Here is a 19,231-nt window from a genome sequence, read left to right as displayed (position 1 = left end):
TTTGTTACTTCTCCTTAAATAATAAATAGGATTTTTAAATTCAATTTCTCAAATAACCAATAATACCACCAAAGATTCCTATTGCAAGCGAAACGGGAACAGCAGCTATTACCCCATAAGCAACCGCAAACCCTAATCCGTCTGCAAGTGACGGATCAGTTATGTGATTTCCTTGTATAGTAACCCAAATTAGTAAGGCACCAACCATTACAACAAAAGAAGTAATAGTAGTCAGTAAAAATGCGCTGAAAGCTTTAATCATAGATTCCCCTTCGTTCTCATTCATATAGAGTATTTTTTTCTTATTGTAACAATAATCGGGAAAAGATTCCATTGAATAAAGAACGTTTGTTCGTATATAATAAAGAACAAACGTTCTTTATTGAGGGGTTATTCCAATGGATTATGGGCAGCTACCAAACAGAGTTATTATTTGCATAGACATGAAAAGTTTCTTTGCTTCGGTTTCTTCTGTCATACGGGGATTAAATCCGTTGAAAACAAAGTTGGCAGTTGTAGGAGATACGAAGAGGGCGGGATCCGTTGTATTAGCTGCCACACCTTTATTAAAGAAAGAAGGCATCAAAACGGGAAGTCGCCTTTTCGATATTCCTAAAAGGAAAGATATCCATGTGGTGAATCCATCTATGGAGAGATATATCAAGGCTTCGAACTATATTTCGAGTTTGGTGTTACAGTATGTGGCTCCTGAAGACTTTCATGCGTATAGCATTGATGAGTTATTTATTGATGCGACAGCTTCTCTGCATTTATTCGCTAAAACACCGGAAGAACTGGCCCATAAAATCATCAACGAAATTTATCGCAAGACACGGCTGACAGCTACCGCAGGTATCGGTCCGAATCTCTTACTGGCGAAGGTGAGCTTAGATCATGAAGCCAAGAATAGCCCAACAGGAGTTGCCTATTGGCGATATGAGGATATTCCCTTTAAGTTGTGGTCCATTCATCCGATGAAAGATTTCTGGGGGATATCTTCTGCTACGGAAAGGCGCTTAAATCGTTTGGACATTCACTCCATAAAGGAACTCGCTCTTTTTTCAAAAGGGGTGTTACAAAAGGAATTTGGCATACTAGGCGAAGAGTTACACCAACATGCGAATGGCATTGATTACAGTCGCATTTCAGATGTATATATTCCTAGTTCTCGTTCCTTTGGAAAGAGTCAAATTCTATTCCGTGATTATACAAACCGAAAAGAAGTGGAGTTATTGCTGTTGGAGCTATTAGACGATGTGTGCTTTCGCTTACGAATGCATCAGGTCGTCGCACAAACCATCCATTTATCCATTGGCTATAGCAAACAAACAGGTGGAGGTTTCTCCAGACAAAAGAAAATGGCGAGAGCTTCAAACTTAAACCAGGATATCTTTCCGTACTGTTTAACCCTTTTACATACACATGATAGTGGAATGCCGATTCGCTCTATTGGGATTTCATTATCAAATACTAGCATTCAAGATGAGAAGAAAATGAGCTTATTTGAGGATATTGATCAGCGTGAAAGAGCCTATGCTCTTGCCAAAACGATTGATAAGATTCTGCTGCGTTATGGGAAGAATAGTGTACTACGTGCGTCTAGTCATCTTCCTTATTCAACAGATCGTTATCGAAATGGCCTTATGGGTGGCCATAAAGCGTAAGGAGGAAAAAGAGATGGAACCTAGAGGAATGAAAAAATACCTCTTGTCTTATGCTTTCTGTGCATTTTCTATTATAAAAAGAGAATGTATAAAAAATGTACAAAAAACAAAGAGTAGAAATAATATTTGGAGAGGAAGAAAAGATTTATTCCATCAAGTCTTATAAGTTGTTTTATTTCGTATAACGATTATAATTACACCTAATTTATATAAAAATCTTTAAAAGAGAGAAGTGGCCTTTATGCGAAAGTTAAAACCCTCATTTCAACATCTCATTAATGAGAATAAAAATCAGATTCAACAAGATAAGAGATTATTGGATCAAATTGAAGAACGCATTGACTATCGACATGAGCATGCGATAAAGCAAACATTCCTAAAGAAATAAAGAATAAAAGCCACTTAGATAAGTGGCTTTCATCTTTTATATCTTCCTATTAGTATGTTGATGGGAACTATCTGTAAGTGAACCTTCAAGTATTAATCTTTGTTTAAATAGGAACTAGATGGTTATTTATAAGATAAAAGCAGTTTCTCTGCTTGATATATATATTTATAAAAGCAACACTACCTAAAAAAAATTTTTGTATTTTATGAATAAATGATTTTTCTTTTACACATGTTAACGTTGTAAACTTTAAAGGAGCTGAATAAAATGGCAAACAATAAAAATAGCAACAATAACGAATTATTAGTATACGGTGCGCAACAAGCAATCGATCAAATGAAATATGAAATCGCTAGCGAATTTGGTGTAAACCTCGGTCCTGATACAACTGCACGTGCGAACGGATCAGTAGGTGGCGAAATCACGAAACGTCTTGTACAAATGGCTGAGCAACAACTCGGCGGCGGACGTTCTTAAAACAACTTTATAAAGTAGTGGCTAAAGGAAGAATGCACTCCATTCTTCCTTTTTATCGTAGAAAAATAGAGAAACTTCTTGAATGTATGTTTTAAAAATAAGAAAAAGAAGCTATCTTAGGATAGCTTCTTTTTCTTAAGAACATCATACTTTGAGATAAAAGGAATTGGGGTCCTTATCATCTTAGTTTGTTCAAAAATTTAAGTTTTATTCCTCTTTTAGATTACTTCTCATCAATTATTAAAACTGCCTGTCCTTGCTATTGCAGTTTTTCACGTAAGATAGGCCCACTCTTATATAAAACTTCTACATGATCCCCTTGTAATATATATTTGTCTCCATCTAAAGAAAGCAAGCTATTTAGTACCACATTCCCATCCCCCATATTTGTCTTCAATACACTTTCTACTTCTCCTTCGATGTTAGGGGACATAGTAGGAATAACTTTTAAGTATAAATTGGTATCTTTTTCATATCCTCCGATTAATGTAACATCTATACCCCTATTCTTTATTATACTCTTATGTCTATTTAGCTCATCTAGGAATTTATTTTTCATCTTCATCGTTTGGTAAGGTATAAATTCCTTTGAATGATGATTTTCTATTAACAAATAGTCACCATAATCTCTTCCTGGAATAACATCTTGCAATCCTTTAAAGTAAGTATGAACAGCCTGTATCCTATCTAGTCTATAACGTGTACTAAGGTACCGTATATACATCTCCATCGCGTTGTAAACAATATTGAATTCTAATGACGATTTTACAGGTGCTTTTCCTCTGGTCCAAAAACTGTAATTGGGAGCAGATCCTGCATTAGGTGTGCACAATAAAATGAGTTTATCTACATCGTAGAGGTATTGTTCACTTTGAATATAAGAGCGAGCGACTAATCCTCCCATGCTATGACAAACCAAGTTAACTTTGTTATAGCCAGTCTTTAGCTTTATCTCCTCAATTTTTGGGATTAAGTAACGTTGTGCAGAATGAGAAATTCTTTGACTCCAGTCATAAAAGCAAGTAAAGAGATTTTTATTACGTTGATAGCCAATGCTTTCTAGTAGTTGAATAAAAGGGTCATAGATAAAGCTTGCTCCTCCAAAGCTCCAGTTACCAGTGCCAGGAATTATGACATTACTCATTGAACCGAACAGGCCCGGTATAAAAATGATAGGATTTTTTTTGAATTTGTAATTTAACATGATGATTCCCCCATAATTTGTACGTGAGAATGGCTTCTTACCATTTTATTTCAGGATATATGCTTTATGTTAAACTCATACTCATGCAGTGAAAGTTTCTTTTTTATTAGAGTTTCAAAAAAATTGACTATATAGAACTAAAGATGAATATCTTATGCAATTTGAAAAGGGTTTTAATACCCAATAGTTTTTTACCTTCGCTTATATTTATAAAAACTCCAAAGTATTTAGACTGTTCATTATAAATCTAACCAGTTAAAACGTGTGATATAGGAAGAAGAAATCTAGTCATGGTATACTAATAACAAACATGAACATAACGGAGGGCATTATGACGAAACGATTAGATTTACGTGTTGACTTTGCGTTTAAATCGTTATTTGGCACTCATGGAAATGAATCCATTTTAGCAGCCTTTTTAAATGCGGCACTTTGCTTTCCAGATGAGAAGAAGATTCAAACAGTCCAGTTATTGGACCCGCATTTTAACAAAGAAAATCAAGAAGATAAACGCTCAATTCTAGACGTACACGCGCAACTAGAAGATGGAAGCCGCGTTAATATTGAAATTCAACTTAATAATAAACATGATATGGAAAAGCGAACACTCTATTATTGGTCCAAAATGTATAGTAGTCAGATGAAAGAAGGCATGGACTACGGAGAACTTTGTAAAACGATTACCATTAACATTGTGAACTTCCGTTATTTATCACATATGAATGATTATCACTCCACCTTTCAGTTATATGAGCGAGAACAGAAATTGCTTTTAACCGATATGCTGGAAATTCATTTTATGGAGCTACCTAAGCTATTAATTAAATGGCGAAATAAAGAGGTAGATCCACGAGAAGATCAACTTGTGAGATGGTTATTATTACTTGAAGCATCCGAAGATGAAGAAATCACTCAAGTATTGGAGGAGATTGCGATGCAAGAAGATCAAGTACTAAAGAAAGCAATAGATGAATGGGAACGCGTGAGTCAGGATCCAGAAGTATTACTTGCTTATGAAGCAAGACGAAAAGCTCTTTTGGATGAAAAATCTGCTTTAAAAAGAGCTGAAAAAAAAGGAAAGCAAGAAGGACTAGAAGAAGGACGTGAAAAGACAATAAAAGCGATGGCTATTGGAATGATTCAAGAAGGAATAACTAACAACATAATCAGTAAGTTGACAGGTCTTTCTATAGACGAAATTGAAAAGCTTAGACATCAATAAATAAAAAACGTCGCATTAAAAGGTAAGCTGTTCCGTTTTATAGTATCAGTACAGGAAAATACACGTATAAAAGCAGTATATTTTATAATTGAAATACGAAATTGCTAATGAATTTGGTGTAAACCTTGGTACTGATAGGATTTCACGTGCAAACGGATCATTAGGTGAGGAATTCACCAAGCTTCTTGTACAAATGGGTGAGTAACAACTTGGCGAAGGACGTTTCTAAGACAATATTATAAAGTGATGGTTTAGGGAAGAATGGGAATCCATTCTTCCTTTTTCTAAGCTAAAAAAGTATTTACTAATACTTGGACTACACTTCTGTCACCTATATCAACATTTGAATTTAAAAAGATTAAAAGCTTATATCTAAATCACTAAGCTTATAATTAACATCATAATGCTCGTTTACAATAGTAATCAAAGAAGCAAGTCGGCAATTTTCATCGACTTCTATACCTAACAAGTAGTGACAAAAAGCGATTTGAGTCAGTGTAATTAATACAAGGTTCTCTAAATCCTTTTTACCCATACATTCGTGAACTAATTTATATAGGCTCTCCATTCGATCAACTACAGAATCTCCTTCAATTATAATAGCCTCTTTAAATTTAGAAATACTCATCTTCTATTTCAACTCACTTTCAACCATATATTCCATATCATTAATATCTTCTCAAAGGTTAAAAAGATACCCTTGTTTATGCAACAATAAGACCTTTTTAAGTAATATTAATTAATAAAGTGTTCGACATGAGCGTAAGAGATTTGTTCATGTAAAATGAAGGAAAAAGCAGCTAGAAAATTTCGAGAAGGTGTTTTGTATGAAGAACGTTGTTAATAAAGAAAGCATTCACTACTTAAAATTCTGTACTGTGGGGGGATTAAATACAGCTATTGATTTTTTCGTTTTTTCTCTCTTATCTTATTTAGGCGTATATTATATAATAGCTCAATGCGTATCTTATGGGTGTGGTGTATTAAACAGTTATCTTTTAAATAAAACATGGACGTTTCAACAACAGGGGAAAAGAAGGAAGCATGAATTTCTCGAGTTTACTGTGTTGAATGTTTTCACTTTAATTGTTACATCTTTCTTGTTAACTTTGTTTCACTATAAATTTAACATACCACTTCCTTACAGCAAGGTTTTAGTAACAATTATAAGCGTTGGATTAAACTATATAGGTACTCGTTTTTGGGTTTTTAAACCATTAAAAGGATAAAATAAATGAATGATTAATGTATTCTAAAGGAAACATGTAAAATGCAGTAAAATAGTTATGCTTTAATTTTTTATTAAGAGGCAAGAACTTCATTACATAACGAAACAAGCATACCTTTTTAGATATGCTTGTTTGTCTTAGATAGATGCAAATCATTTATCTGAATAACTTTTAAAAGTGTCTAATAAGTGCTAAAACAAAACCTAGAATGAAACAAAAATTCATACTACCAAATAGTCATGTAAAAATAAAAAATGCCGTAATAGAGAGAAATTAACACAAAAAATAGTCATAAAGAAGAAAGAGGTAAGTTTGGTATATATAATCTATACACTTTATTATAAGAAGAGCTGATTTAGTTGAATTCTTCTTTAGTTAATAAACTTTCTTCTGCGAACGTGGACACCCCTAACCTTTCTGTGTATAAGTCAATATCAACCGCATAAGGAGGCCTCTTTTTTACTTCTATAAATATCTTTCCAATATATTCTCCTACTACTCCAATACTTATTAACTGTATGGCACCTAACAGCCAAATAGAGATAATTAAAGAGGTCCATCCTATACTCGTGTTACCTAATAACTTTTGAATAAACGCATAACAGCCTGTAATCATACTTATAAAAAATAACACGCAACCTAAAAAAGTAAAGGCTCGGATTGGAAACACACTAAATGAGGTGAGGCCGTTAAATGCGAAAGAGACCATCTTTTTCAAAGGATATTTGGTTTCCCCGGCTAGACGCTCTTTTCGATTATATGTCACTTTTGAGGATTTAAATCCAATCAAAGGAACAACTCCTCTTAAAAACAAATCTGCTTCTTTATAACGTGAAAGTTCTTCAATCGCTCGCTTGCTCATTAAACGATAATCTGCATGGTTATAAATAAGGTTGATATTTAACTTTTGCATAAGACGGTAAAAACATAAAGCAGTATTTCGTTTAAAAAAGGTATCTGTTTCTCTGCTATCGCGTACACCATATACAATTTCATCTCCTTCATGATATTTCAAGATGAAACTTCGAATAACTGAAATATCATCTTGCAAATCGGCATCGATGGAAATGACACAGTCCGATTTAGATTTAGCTTTTTCAAGTCCGGCAAGAAGCGCCTTCTGATGTCCTACATTGCATGATAGCTTTAGTCCTGTTACATAGCAATTAATGGTACTTTCCATCGCAATTAATGACCATGTCCGATCTTTACTACCGTCATCTACAAATAATATCTTGCTATTAGCTGAAATTAACTCTTCTTCTCTTAAATCATCTAACACAGAGGAGAGTTGCGTAATGGTGTCTTTTAATACTTCTTGTTCGTTATAACATGGAACCACTATGGTTACTAAGGGCAGCGTTGACTTCAATTTTTATACCTCCTACATTACTTGATACAAGTAAATCTTCCACGCAGATTCTTTATGATTAAATTCTTTCAAGAGCGCAAGGTTATTATCTTTCGCATTCAAAATAGGCACCGATGAAAAGATATAACGACCACCCATTGCTTTAAATTGATTCGTGTTTAGCTGCAAACGACGTACTTTTATATTTTGATCTTTTGTGAACTCGTATGTTTTACCGAGTTCATTGACAAAGATGTAACAGCGACTTTCCCATTCATCGTAATATTTTCTTAATTGCTTATTTTTTTCTAACTCTTTTGCTATTATCTTTCGAAATTTATACTTGTATTCAAGGGGATATACATTGTTATACGTATCTAGTGTGTAGAACCCGTTGTATTGTGAAATAGCTGGATGGAGTCCAATACTTGCTACACGGTACGAATCTTGAGGGTCCCCAATGTATTCTTTTATATCGTTAAATTGTTCTGTAGCATAAAACTCTCTAAAGGAAGGAGAGTGAAAGTGGTAGCCATAAAGAAGTTCTTCGTTAAACAGAAGAAGTGTTACGATCTGACTTAGGATCGCTATAGTAGCTAGTTGCCTCCAAAACTTTCCTAGTGACCATAGAATATAACAGGCTAGTCCGAAACTAAGGTAAATAACAATAATTCGTAAGAAATGAAACCTCGCAAAGTTAAATGTATTTAGAAAGCTGATCTTTTCTTTGAGAGGAATCCATAAATTATTAAACCAAAAAGCGTACCATATTGATAAAGCAGCATTTAAAAGAAATAAAAAAACGAATAATTTATTATGTTTTATATTCTTCTTAACAGCTAATAAAATAAGGGTCAAAAATAATATTGGAAGAATAACGTGCGTATGAACAGTCATAACATGTGTATGCCCTATGAGAAAGTTTTTAAGTGAAAGGCGCATAGAGTGCCAAAAATCATGTCGAGAAGATATAAATTCCATCCTATGATTTGGCTGTTCTGAAAGAACCATTGAATAGACAAGGCGGTATTCAATTAAAAGGTAAAGGGATGTCATAAAAATAAGGCTAAATAGAAATGGCCAATTCCACTTCCTCTTTCTAATTAAGTCATAGATCCATAAAAAAGAAATCGCCACCAAAAAGAAGAAAAAGCCAAGTACAAAGCTTGAATAAAAGGGTAAAAGGAAAAGAGCTACCCATTCTTTCCATGAAAAATCTCCAGAACGGATATTTAGAAATGCCCATAAAGCAAGGGGATAACCTAATGTACTTAACATGCCTGAAGGCCAAAATGGAGTAAGTGCAAATGCAAGTGATACACCAACACGAACAAAGTGGGCATCTTCGTGTTTAATAAAGTGCTTTTTCAATAGTAAATACATTCCACCATAAGCAACTAACCGAGTAATTGTTTGGCTTAAAGCATAAGCAGTCATAGGAGGAAAGAGAGCGTGAAGCCAAACAATCCCACTAAACGCTGTCCCGAATGCATCACGGGGCAATCCATTGATTACTTGAGGAATTGTAGAGTGAAGGCCCCCAAATATCTGACCACTTTCAGCCAACACCTTATACCAGGCAATATTAGAATCTAAATTATCATGAACACGTATGTGAGCGTCTTCTCCTAATACATACATAGGGAGAAAATAAAGAAAAATTAGTACAAGTGCACTGATAATATAGATTTTTTCTTTTCTCTTTCCTGTTGTAGCCACTGACATTTATTACACATCCATTAAATTATTTTTAAAGCATATTTCTTCTCTTTGGCGATTCTACTCATACAAAATATCTGTTTATTACTATTCCCATCACTATACTGAAAATGTATTTTATTGAAAGGTTTTGAAATTATCATGAGACCATACAAATAAAACTCCCTAATGATTAAGGAGTATTATACGTAACCTTTCCTCACTCAAAAAATTAATAAATTTTTAAAAAATAGATAGTAACGTTATAAATAGCATGACTAATGGTAGGGAGGTGTAGATTTGATACGTTTTCAAAAAAAGAGAAAAAGATACAGATATGTTTTAGTAGGAGGTATTCTTACTGTAGGATCATTCATTTTCGTTGGAATTTTATACAAAGGTAGCTTGCCTATTTTAGACAAGGTTTCTTGGAGTGAATCTCAACAATTGAGTCAGTTATTTGCAACTTACAAAGAGAACGCTACCCTAAAGAATGAACTAGCCACTGAAAGTCAGGCTGAAGCGAATGTTTATAAGCTAAAACATGAAAATAAAGAACTAACAGAACTTTTAAAAGTCCAAAATGGAATGAAAGCTTATAATCCTATATCTGCTACTGTAATTGATCGTTCAATAAGCAATTGGGATAATGAGTTAATTATTGATAAGGGAGCTAAGCAAGGAATAAAAGTAGATATGAATGTGATTAATGTAAATGGAGTTATTGGCAAAGTAGCTAAAGTCTTCCCATCAACTTCTTTAGTTGAACTAATTAGCTCAAATCTTAGAACAAATCGTATGGCCGTAGTACTAAAGGATAAAAAAGACGTAAATGGAACACTAGAAAGCTATGATGAAAAGAAAGGTAATTTAATTGTTAGAAAAATCCCTAGTGAGGCTGAGGTCAATGTAGGAGATAAAGTTCAAACTTCTCCCATCAGTTCCATATTCCAAGTTGGATTGGCTTTAGGAAAAGTAATTAAGGTACAACCTGATGAATATGGATTAACGCAATTGGCTGTTGTAAAACCCTCATCCGCCTTTAATGATATTAGCGAAGTAATGGTGATTAAAGCAAAAAAACAATAGATAAAAAGTGGGACATCACATTCTTGTTTACTAAAATTTACATTTAAGGGATCGTATGTATTATATGAATTTTAAAATCCAGTTTTTAGTGGCCTTTATTTCAAGTCTATATTTAATCATTTTTGTGGACATGATTTTTTTTTAATTAGTGGGGAAACATATATTCATATTAATAGCCTCATTTTATCTTATGTTCAACACTTCAGGTTCCCTATATCTAAAAGAATAATGAACGTTTTTATGTTTCTAGGGTCCACCCCTTTTATTGTAACGCTTTTTTTTGGAAGTTTATGTCTCTTCTATAAAATATTCAAATATAGGACTGAACTTATTTTATTCTTGGGGATTATCGGTGGATCTTTCATACTTAATAAGATACAAAAAATGTTTTACTCTATTGGTCGTCCAGATTTACATCACTTAATTAAAGTCAGTGGTTATAGCCTTCAACACGAAGGGGAACATACAGTAAGTCTAATCGTTGTATACGCAATACTAGTAATTCAATTATGGGGTCCTAGTTCTAGACTATGGGGGCGTTTTCTCTTAGTATGTATCGCTTCTGTCATCATCTTGGGCATTGGGATAAGTCGAATTTATTTTAGGTTAAATTATCCTAGTAATATTATAGGTTCCTATTTTACGATGGGGTGTTGGCTTGTAGTAGCTATATATTTCTATGGGCGATGGGAAAAACGACAAGTAAAGCAGAAAGCTATAAATAAATGTTGAGGTTGAAAAGAGGGATCATATGACAGAACGTATTTTAATTGTGGAAGATGAAGTAGAGATAGGAAATATATTGAAAATGGAACTTGAACATGAGGATTACCAAGTTGAAATTGAAAACAATGGACGGTGCGGGCTCGAAACGGCCTTATCGGATACGTTTGATTTAATTTTACTTGATATTATGCTACCTAAAATGAGTGGTATCGAGGTTTTACGTAAATTAAGAAAAAGAGAAATTAACGTACCTATCATTCTTTTAACAGCCCGTGACTCAACACTAGACAAGGTAATGGGGTTGGATCATGGAGCAAATGATTATATAACTAAGCCGTTTAAAACGGAAGAATTATTAGCGCGAATACGCTCTTTACTACGTTATAAAAATCTTGCTACTAGAGAAAAAATAGGAAAAGACTCGTTATTATTAATTAACGATATGGTCATCAATACGGATTCAAGAGAAGTAACTAGAGCTGGACAAGATATCTGCTTAACGCCTAAAGAATATGATTTATTGGTTTATTTAGTCCTTCACAAAAATAAGACGGTTACGCGTGAAGGTATTTTGCTAAATGTGTGGGGGTATGAATACGAGGGAGATACAAATGTACTGGATGTTTATATAAGCTATCTAAGAAAGAAGATTGAAGAAGGATTTAATTCACCCTTTATTCAGACAGTTCGAGGAATAGGATATACGATTAAAGAAATGTAAAGTAACATTTTTATTATTATTCAGAAAGTCCTAGCTTAAAACTCCTCTTCGTAATACCCATGTTATATAGGAGGTAACATCCATGATAGTGGGATATGTAGGATATAGTAATGATGATTACACCTTAAAATTCCAAGTAGAGACATTAAAAAAATATGGTTGTAATCAATTTTTCCACTCCAAAAATTCTACATCAGAAAAGAAAGATAGCCAAGTACTAGGAATTTTATATTTATTAAAGCCCGGTGACATCTTTGTTGTATGTAAATTAAAGCATCTAGCAGATTCCATTACTCAATTATTGCAGATTACGAATTATATCCGAGAAAAAGGCATTATATTTGTTAGTATTGAGGACCAGATTGATACACGTATACCAATAGGGAAGATTATGTTTAAGACTTTAGAAATTCTCAATGAGTTTAGTCGAAACATTCTTCATGAACGCAAAGTAGCAAGTTTAAAAACAGGTAGGCCTAGAGGAAGAAAAGGCGGAAGGCCTAAAGCTAATCAACAAAAGCTTAATGAAGCCATTTCTTTATATTTATCTCAAAAAATGACAGTTATGCAAATTCAAGAAGCTACAGGAATTTCAAGAACAACCTTATATCGTTCATTAAAGAAGGTTAAGAAGTAATTTCATTTTTTCTTAATCTTTTTTTTATTTAAATCTAATTTTCATTTGATAAATTGAAGAAAAGTGCTTAAGGAAGGACGGAAATAATGAAAACATTTATTACAGCTGCATTTGCTTACCTTTCAAAGCTAGGATACATAGGTATAGCATCAGCATTAATGGTAGAAGTAATTCCTAGTGAAATCGTATTATCCTATGCAGGATTTCTTGTCTCCCAAGGAAAAATCACCTTTATAGGAGCCGCAATTGCTGGAACAATAGGAGGCTTAATTGCACAAATATTTTTATATGTATTAGGTTCGTATGGGGGAAGACCTTTGTTGTTGAGGTACGGAAAATTTCTCTTAATAAGTCCAAGGCATCTCGAAAAATCCGAAACATGGTTCAATCGGTACGGGGCAGGGGTAGTCTTTTTTACTCGCTTTATTCCTATCATTCGACATGCTATTTCAATTCCTGCTGGAATTACAAAAATGGCTTTTACTCGCTTTATTTTGTATACAATTGCTGCCATCATTCCTTGGAGTATTTTATTTATTTACCTTGGAAAAACATTAGGAAGCAATTGGAGGCAAATTAATCAAATTTCTGGATCATATGTACATTTAGCTTTATTACTTTCAGTTATAGCTTTTGGTCTTTATTTTGTTTTTAAAATTATTCGCAAAAATAAAGAAAAGTCAAACTATCAAGAGTTAAAAAAGTGAGAAGATAAAAATTTAATGTTTATAAGTTTCTATATTCTTTCATTTGGAAATAAAGGAGAATACTTTATATACAAAAAGTGCTAATTATAGAGGGTGAAGAAGGACTAGTAGATTTTTTAGAATTAGAGCTTAAATATGAAGGACATTCAGTTGATATAGCCTACGATGGGCGAGCTGGTTTAGACAAAGCAACCAAGCAGGATTACGATATTATATTACTGGATTTAATGATGCCTGGATTAAATGGAATTGAGGTATGCAGAAGACTAAGAACAACTAAGGATACTCCTGTTATTATGCTCACAGCTAAGGATAGCGTCATGGATAGGGTAATGGGGCTTGATAATGGAGCTGATGATTATTTGTCGAAACCATTTGCCATTGAAGAATTATTTGCAAGAATGCGTGTCATTTTTAGACGTCAAGAAAACAACAAGATGCTGGATCAGAAGCTACTATTAACATTTAAAGATATTGAACTTGATTTGGAATCAAGAACAGTGATAAAAGAAAAAAAACTAATTGAACTCACGAATAAAGAATTTGAACTCCTAGTCATTTTCATGCGTAGCATTAATAAAGTATTAACGAGAGATATACTTTTAGAGCAAGTGCGGGGATACGATTCAGTTGTTGAAACGAATGTTGTAGATGTATATGTTAGATACCTAAGAAACAAATTAAGTGCAGAGGATAAAGAGTTATATATTCAGACCGTCAGAGGGGTTGGATACGTGATGCGTGATGTTTAAATGAGAAAATGGATAAAATATATGAAAGACTTACCTATAAGGTGGAAGATAACTCTATGGTCTTCCATGTTTTTATTTTTTCTTTTTCTTTCTTATAACCTCTTTCAATATCTTGTGATTGATAACAGTATTTTAAATTATGAGAAGCAAAATGGTATTCATCAATTAAAAGAAGTTCTCACTTTTATTCAATCTGATGATGAACCTTTATCTTTAAACCAAATTAAAAACAGTGAAGGGTACTTATCAAAAATTAATGAAAAGAATCAGTTGATTCGTGTTCTTGATAGGAAAGGAAACGTCATAACTAGTACCACAAATAATGTCTCACCAACCTGGCAACAACCGAAAACGGTGAAGCATCAAGAGTATAAAGTAATTCGAAACCACGATGAACGTCTACTCGTTCTTCGTTCTCCAATTGTCACCGACAACTTCACTGGAACGGTTGAAATTGTTAGAAATATGGAGATGTCCGATGTTTTTATGGACAAGATTTTTTTGTTAATGCTTGCTGCAGGAGTAGGCTCGCTTATCTTTAGTATTTTAGGTGGAACCATTCTAGCAAAGAAAATACTATCTAACGTTCAAGCGTTAACATTGACGATGAAAAAAATAAAAACAAATGGCCTTGAGGAACGGGTTCCAGTTAATGAAAAAAACGATGAATTTGCTCAATTAGGCAGTTTATTTAATGAGTTAATGGATAGCCTAGAAGACTCCTTTTTACAGCAAAAACAGTTTGTAGAGGATGCTTCACATGAATTAAGGACTCCGTTAGCCATTATTCAAGGCCATTTGACATTGTTAAATCGCTGGGGGAAAAATGATGCGGCAGTATTAGATAAATCCTTGAAATCTAGCCTGAAAGAAGTAGAGCGTTTAACTAACCTAGTGCAAGAATTATTGGAGCTATCCCGAGCTGAAAATAGTCTGATAAACCCTATAGATGTTGAACCTATTAACGTATTGGCCACTGTTCAACATGTTGTAAGGAATTTTGAAGTACTGTATAACAACTATGAGTTTAAAATAAGACACTCACATGAAAATCTGTACGTGAATATTTCTTCTCGCCATCTAGAACAAATATTAATCATTTTGTTAGATAATGCAGTCAAATATTCTAAGAAGGAAGAGAAAGAGGTAGTTATAGACTGTTCTCTCATCAATGAAAAGGTATCCCTTAAAGTAATGGATAAAGGAATTGGAATTCCAGAAGAGGATATACCTTATATTTTAAATAGATTTTACCGAGTGGATAAGGCAAGGAGCAGAAAACAAGGAGGACTTGGCTTAGGACTGGCTATAGCCAAACGATGGGTTGAAAAGTACCACGGTACCATTAACATTGAGAGTAAAGAAGGCGAAGGAACAAATGTAACGGTTGTGCTGCCTCTGTTTACTAACTCTCTATAAATGTGCATATAAAACAAGGTCTTTATTTTTAATACTTCTAACTTCACAAACAAAGAAAAATTAAAATCTAAACATGAAAAGACCTTATCACATTTCATTAAAAGGAACTTGGTAAAGCACAGAAAGTAGAGGTATCTAGTATGAAGTTGAAATTTCAATTTACACTTGCGTTTATGTTAAGCGTGTTGTCCCTGATTTGTTTTAGTGGGATGGCTATCTTAATTAGTGGATCAAAGATTGCTGCATTTGACCAGTCTATTATATCGTTTATTCAAGGGCTCGAAACTCCTGGGTTAACGACTATTATGAAGTGCTTTACTTTCATTGGCTCTACGCCATCCGTTGCAGTGATTTCTCTCTTTAGTTTATTTTTTCTTTATAAAGTATTAAAACATCGAACGGAGCTTATTTTATTTATAGCCATTATTGTAGGCTCTCCAATTCTTAATGAATTGCTAAAACTGCTTTTTCATCGTGCACGTCCTGATTTTCATCGATTAATCAAAATAAATGGTTATAGTTTTCCAAGTGGACATGCCATGAGTGCCTTTGCTGTTTACGGTGTTCTTTCATTTCTGCTTTGGCGTCATATTCCGACTCGCTGGGGACGTACACTCTTAATCGTTATTAGCATTATAATGATTTTAGCAATAGGTATTAGTCGTATTTACTTAGGTGTACATTATCCTAGCGACGTTATTGGAGGCTATTTTGCTAGTGGCTGCTGGTTAGCTATTGCTATTTGGTTCTACCAACGCTATCAGGAGAAGAATTTTGAGCAAAGAAGACCTACTCAAAGTGAAGAATGAATAAAATCATATATCAGCACTGAGATAACCTTATAGTCTAAAACAGCAAGTGACTGTATTCATAATTAGGTGGGTGAAAGGGTGGATCATCAAAAGTACTGATATTAACGGGCGGTGGTTTTAGAATCAGTAAAAATATAGTTTAGTACATAACTTTTTAAGTACTTGAGCAAACTACTTAAGAAGTCGAGAGAGACTTCACCCGCAACTTAATTTTATCAGTAGAAAACAGCTATCTTCTCACGGAGATAGTTGTTTTCTTTTTTTAGCTGTATACGTCATAGACTTTTAGTTAACACAAAACCCTTTTCCGGAACCCCTTACAAAAAATAAAACTTGTCGCATATGCTAATCCTCATAAAATAGTCTTTATGAAAGTAATAATAAAAGCAACATTAGAAAATACGTGAGTAGGGACTACGTGAGAATATACAATGTGGTAGATGTTAAAAACCAAAATGATCTAAGCAACATCCCATGAGAGAATGCTGCTTAAATCATTTTGGTTTCTTTCTTGCTAAAAGCTTATTTTCCAGCTTACATATCCACTTATAATACCCTAATACGATAAGTAGGAGTATGGGGTCTATAATAGCCGAATGACCTAAACTCCACCAACCATAGTGAAAGTATCCCCAAGGTTTAGGAAGTAATGCAATGGCTTCATAAATGACAATTCCTATGACCCAAAAGATGATATAAAGAACCTGTTTAATCATTTTGCTTTTGAAAGGGTACCAATTTAAGAACATCATAATAACGGGGGGAAGTAGTATGGTGTGGAGAGGGAGATCTAGCCAATCCACTTTTTTATCAAAATACCAGTATCCCTCGTACTTACGTTCAATAATTAGATCAAATATCAGATGAAAAGCGATTGTAAATATCCAACTGTGAACGATTTGATTAGCTGTTAATCTTTTATTTGTTTTAAAAGCAATAACATTAAATATAATAATAGCAAGAATAAGTCCTATCATATCTTCTCCTTTTAAAGATATATAACACACTTTGTTTTAAAGAAAGTCTATATTACTAATGGTGAAATTCTTGTTTTTGTCTCTTTATATTCTCTTCAAGTTTTTGTAGCAGAACCCTTTAAGGTATTACTAAAAAAACAATTTAAAGATCCAATATAAGACGGCTATCCACAATAAGATAATGAAAATTCCAGCAGTCCAATTTTTCTTTTTAACATTTTCCGATTCTCTTACTTTTTCGCGACATTCATCAAGGATATCTTTAGGAATTAGTTTTAAGACAAATTTGATTGCGAAAGGAATAAGGATGATATCATCTAGGTATCCCAGTATAGGTATAAAATCAGGAATTAAATCTACTGGGCTAAATGCATAGGCTATGATTAATATGGATAACAATTTTACGTAAAATGGAACTTTAGGGTGTTTGTTAGCTTCTACTAACACAAAAATTTCCTGTTTTAACTTCTTTGCTTGTTCTTTTAATTTAGTTAGTGCTTCTCCCATCTATATTTCCTCCTGTTATGTGCATTATCTTTTGTTATCTAATAAATTGTATCTTCTGTTATTATATAATGAAACAGATGTTACATTTTTTATTTTTGTGTTAAAATGAATAAAAATAGTATGAGGAGTCTGAGATATGTCTACAATCAATTGGATTATTTTCACGTATAAGATTCCTTCGGAACCTTCTTCAGCAAGGGTTAGAGTTTGGAGGAATCTCAAGACACTTGGAGTTCATTATCTTCAACAATCCGTTTGTATCTTACCTTCTAAAGAAGAAATTATAAAAAAGTTAAAAAAGCTTGAATTATTTATCCATGAAAGTGGAGGGGAAACCTCTATCCTTGAAATTGAAAAGCTTTCGTTTTCTTCTGAGCAAATGATAATATCAAAGTTCAATCAGGAACGCACCTTGGAATACGATGAATTTATTGAGGAATCAAATAAATTTTTAAAAGAAATAGAAGATGAGACTAATAAAGAAAACTTTTCATTTAGAGAAATAGAAGAAAACGAGGCGGAATTAAGAAGGTTAAAAAAATGGTTGGTAAAAATAAAGAAACGAGATTATTTTTTATGTGAGACAAATAAAAAGGCATCGGATCTCTTTGAAGAAAGCAATAAAGTGCTTGAAGAATTTACAGAGAAAGTATACCTATGTGAAGGAATTGTCGAAGGAAAAAATGTGTAATGAGCATTTAATTTATCTAAATAACACACAAAGAGGAATAACATCATGATTAAGGGTTCTATAAGAAAGAAATTAATTGGAAGGTTTTTCATTCTTTTATTATGCACTTTGTTGTTAACTAGTTGTTCAGCTGAAAACTATATACAAGGGGTCATATTAGACAAAGTAAATGTGGCTGACATTCAGGATCTTCCTCCAACTGAAGACAAGAAAGTTGCTACTTTAAAGGAATTACCGGATTATCTTAAAATGGCTTTTGTTATAACTGAAGATAAACGCTTCTATGAACATAAAGGTGTTGATCCGAAAGGTATCCTTCGAGCTCTATATAGAGATGTCTTAGAAGGAAGTAAAAGTGAAGGGGCCAGTACGATTACACAACAACTTGCCCGAAACGTATTTCTTTCAAATGAAAAAACACTTAACAGAAAAACGAAGGAAATTGCCTATGCTTTAGAATTAGAGAGAAAATACTCCAAAGATCAAATTTTAGAGATGTATTTAAACCACATTTATTTTGGCAGTGGAGCCTACGGAATTCAGGCAGCCGCACAAGAATACTTCGGGAAAGAAGCAAAAGATTTAACGATTGCGGAGTCTGCTTTATTAGCTGGTTTACCTAAAGCACCTAGTAAATATTCTCCTCGTAACAATATAGAGCTAGCAAAAGAACGACGCTCGATCGTTCTTTCATTAATGGAAGAAAATCATATAATTTCTAAACAAGAAGAAGAAGAAGCAAACAAGCAAGAAATTCTTTTAACCAAAAAAGCACTGGGACAATAAATTGTTATAACTTCTTTTAAGGTGTTAGTTCTCTCATAAATATATACAGGGATATTTCTTGTTCCTGAAAGTATTAAAATGCATAGAATTTAATACTTGGAGCAAACTGCCCAAGATGCTTCAAAGTATCAAATAAAACGGAATAATGTACACACTAAAAAACTTCCTACGGAA

The 19,231-nt window shown here is 33.4% G+C and carries 23 protein-coding genes and 1 pseudogene; 17 read left to right on the top strand and 7 right to left on the bottom strand.

Translation table 11 applies throughout. The features are described from left to right. Nucleotides 1–40: 40 nt before the first annotated feature. A complete protein-coding gene (locus JNUCC25_RS27465) occupies nt 41–286 on the bottom strand; it encodes a hypothetical protein (RefSeq protein WP_454223336.1) in 246 nt (81 codons plus the stop codon). 112 nt (nt 287–398) lie between these two features. Between JNUCC25_RS27465 and JNUCC25_RS27460 the strand changes: the two genes are divergently transcribed. The 4 genes from JNUCC25_RS27460 to JNUCC25_RS27445 all read left to right on the top strand — a co-directional run bounded on the left by JNUCC25_RS27460 (nt 399) and on the right by JNUCC25_RS27445 (nt 2,529). Next, nucleotides 399–1,664 carry a Y-family DNA polymerase gene (locus JNUCC25_RS27460; protein ID WP_454223335.1) on the top strand — a complete coding sequence of 422 codons (1,266 nt, stop codon included), beginning with the start codon at nt 399–401 and terminating at the stop codon, nt 1,662–1,664. Between the two features lie 13 nt (nt 1,665–1,677). Further along, entirely contained in the window at nt 1,678–1,830 is a 153-nt protein-coding gene (locus JNUCC25_RS27455) for a hypothetical protein (protein ID WP_454223334.1), read from the top strand. A 75-nt stretch (nt 1,831–1,905) separates the two neighbouring features. Beyond that, nucleotides 1,906–2,052 (top strand): FbpB family small basic protein, encoded by a 147-nt coding sequence (locus tag JNUCC25_RS27450; RefSeq protein WP_454223333.1) that lies wholly within the window; start codon nt 1,906–1,908, stop codon nt 2,050–2,052. Nucleotides 2,053–2,319: 267 nt separating this feature from the next. Further along, on the top strand, nt 2,320–2,529 hold the full coding sequence (locus tag JNUCC25_RS27445; protein WP_454223332.1) for a small, acid-soluble spore protein, alpha/beta type: 210 nt from the start codon (nt 2,320–2,322) through the stop codon (nt 2,527–2,529). Between the two features lie 259 nt (nt 2,530–2,788). On the opposite strand, the gene JNUCC25_RS27440 is transcribed toward JNUCC25_RS27445, so the two are convergent. Beyond that, complete coding sequence (locus tag JNUCC25_RS27440) at nt 2,789–3,733, bottom strand: lipase/acyltransferase domain-containing protein (RefSeq protein WP_454223331.1); 945 nt, start codon at nt 3,731–3,733, stop codon at nt 2,789–2,791. A gap of 331 nt (nt 3,734–4,064) precedes the next feature. Here JNUCC25_RS27440 and JNUCC25_RS27435 point away from each other — a divergent pair, with 331 nt between their 5' ends. Continuing rightward, nucleotides 4,065–4,955, top strand: coding sequence for an Rpn family recombination-promoting nuclease/putative transposase (locus JNUCC25_RS27435; protein WP_454223330.1), 891 nt, complete (start codon nt 4,065–4,067; stop codon nt 4,953–4,955). Nucleotides 4,956–5,043: 88 nt separating this feature from the next. Further along, nucleotides 5,044–5,160 (top strand): annotated as a pseudogene (locus tag JNUCC25_RS27430) (small, acid-soluble spore protein, alpha/beta type); the annotation flags it as partial. A gap of 153 nt (nt 5,161–5,313) precedes the next feature. Here JNUCC25_RS27430 and JNUCC25_RS27425 read toward each other — a convergent pair. Further along, a complete protein-coding gene (locus tag JNUCC25_RS27425; RefSeq protein WP_454223329.1) occupies nt 5,314–5,583 on the bottom strand; it encodes a hypothetical protein in 270 nt (89 codons plus the stop codon). 199 nt (nt 5,584–5,782) lie between these two features. Between JNUCC25_RS27425 and JNUCC25_RS27420 the strand changes: the two genes are divergently transcribed. Next, nucleotides 5,783–6,184 carry a GtrA family protein gene (locus JNUCC25_RS27420; RefSeq protein WP_454223328.1) on the top strand — a complete coding sequence of 134 codons (402 nt, stop codon included), beginning with the start codon at nt 5,783–5,785 and terminating at the stop codon, nt 6,182–6,184. Between the two features lie 355 nt (nt 6,185–6,539). Here the strand turns inward: JNUCC25_RS27420 and JNUCC25_RS27415 are convergent, their stop codons facing one another. Next, nucleotides 6,540–7,556, bottom strand: a complete 1,017-nt coding sequence (locus JNUCC25_RS27415) for a glycosyltransferase family 2 protein (RefSeq protein ID WP_454223327.1) — start codon at nt 7,554–7,556, stop codon at nt 6,540–6,542. 12 nt (nt 7,557–7,568) lie between these two features. Continuing rightward, nucleotides 7,569–9,260 carry a DUF6044 family protein gene (locus tag JNUCC25_RS27410; RefSeq protein ID WP_454223326.1) on the bottom strand — a complete coding sequence of 564 codons (1,692 nt, stop codon included), beginning with the start codon at nt 9,258–9,260 and terminating at the stop codon, nt 7,569–7,571. Nucleotides 9,261–9,533: 273 nt separating this feature from the next. Between JNUCC25_RS27410 and mreC the strand changes: the two genes are divergently transcribed. The 8 genes from mreC (at nt 9,534) to JNUCC25_RS27370 (ending at nt 16,093) form a co-directional block, all read left to right on the top strand. Next, nucleotides 9,534–10,322 (top strand): rod shape-determining protein MreC, encoded by a 789-nt coding sequence (gene mreC, locus JNUCC25_RS27405; protein ID WP_454223325.1) that lies wholly within the window; start codon nt 9,534–9,536, stop codon nt 10,320–10,322. A 228-nt stretch (nt 10,323–10,550) separates the two neighbouring features. Further along, the gene (locus tag JNUCC25_RS27400) at nt 10,551–11,054 is read left to right on the top strand and encodes a phosphatase PAP2 family protein (RefSeq protein WP_454223324.1); all 504 of its coding nucleotides are present in this window, start codon (nt 10,551–10,553) and stop codon (nt 11,052–11,054) included. 19 nt (nt 11,055–11,073) lie between these two features. Beyond that, on the top strand, nt 11,074–11,769 hold the full coding sequence (locus tag JNUCC25_RS27395; RefSeq protein WP_454223323.1) for a response regulator transcription factor: 696 nt from the start codon (nt 11,074–11,076) through the stop codon (nt 11,767–11,769). Nucleotides 11,770–11,851: 82 nt separating this feature from the next. Continuing rightward, nucleotides 11,852–12,406: a recombinase family protein gene (locus JNUCC25_RS27390; protein WP_454223322.1), complete on the top strand. Its 555-nt coding sequence runs from the start codon at nt 11,852–11,854 to the stop codon at nt 12,404–12,406. A gap of 83 nt (nt 12,407–12,489) precedes the next feature. Then, nucleotides 12,490–13,113 (top strand): DedA family protein, encoded by a 624-nt coding sequence (locus tag JNUCC25_RS27385; protein WP_454223390.1) that lies wholly within the window; start codon nt 12,490–12,492, stop codon nt 13,111–13,113. 68 nt (nt 13,114–13,181) lie between these two features. Then, on the top strand, nt 13,182–13,865 hold the full coding sequence (locus JNUCC25_RS27380; RefSeq protein WP_454223389.1) for a response regulator transcription factor: 684 nt from the start codon (nt 13,182–13,184) through the stop codon (nt 13,863–13,865). Beyond that, complete coding sequence (locus tag JNUCC25_RS27375; RefSeq protein WP_454223321.1) at nt 13,866–15,284, top strand: HAMP domain-containing sensor histidine kinase; 1,419 nt, start codon at nt 13,866–13,868, stop codon at nt 15,282–15,284. 140 nt (nt 15,285–15,424) lie between these two features. Beyond that, complete coding sequence (locus tag JNUCC25_RS27370; protein ID WP_454223320.1) at nt 15,425–16,093, top strand: phosphatase PAP2 family protein; 669 nt, start codon at nt 15,425–15,427, stop codon at nt 16,091–16,093. A gap of 497 nt (nt 16,094–16,590) precedes the next feature. Here JNUCC25_RS27370 and JNUCC25_RS27365 read toward each other — a convergent pair whose 3' ends face one another. Together JNUCC25_RS27365 and JNUCC25_RS27360 are read right to left on the bottom strand one after the other, a co-directional pair. Continuing rightward, nucleotides 16,591–17,073 (bottom strand): CBO0543 family protein, encoded by a 483-nt coding sequence (locus JNUCC25_RS27365; RefSeq protein ID WP_116327352.1) that lies wholly within the window; start codon nt 17,071–17,073, stop codon nt 16,591–16,593. Nucleotides 17,074–17,202: 129 nt separating this feature from the next. After that, nucleotides 17,203–17,580, bottom strand: a complete 378-nt coding sequence (locus JNUCC25_RS27360) for a YkvA family protein (RefSeq protein ID WP_116327351.1) — start codon at nt 17,578–17,580, stop codon at nt 17,203–17,205. Nucleotides 17,581–17,716: 136 nt separating this feature from the next. Between JNUCC25_RS27360 and JNUCC25_RS27355 the strand changes: the two genes are divergently transcribed. Both JNUCC25_RS27355 and JNUCC25_RS27350 read left to right on the top strand, forming a co-directional pair. Next, on the top strand, nt 17,717–18,271 hold the full coding sequence (locus tag JNUCC25_RS27355) for a Chromate resistance protein ChrB (RefSeq protein ID WP_454223319.1): 555 nt from the start codon (nt 17,717–17,719) through the stop codon (nt 18,269–18,271). 45 nt (nt 18,272–18,316) lie between these two features. Then, nucleotides 18,317–19,057: a transglycosylase domain-containing protein gene (locus tag JNUCC25_RS27350; RefSeq protein WP_116327349.1), complete on the top strand. Its 741-nt coding sequence runs from the start codon at nt 18,317–18,319 to the stop codon at nt 19,055–19,057. Nucleotides 19,058–19,231: the final 174 nt, after the last annotated feature.

This window comes from Priestia sp. JNUCC 25 (assembly GCF_053667915.1).
This window is presented reverse-complemented; position numbering and strand designations above follow the sequence as displayed.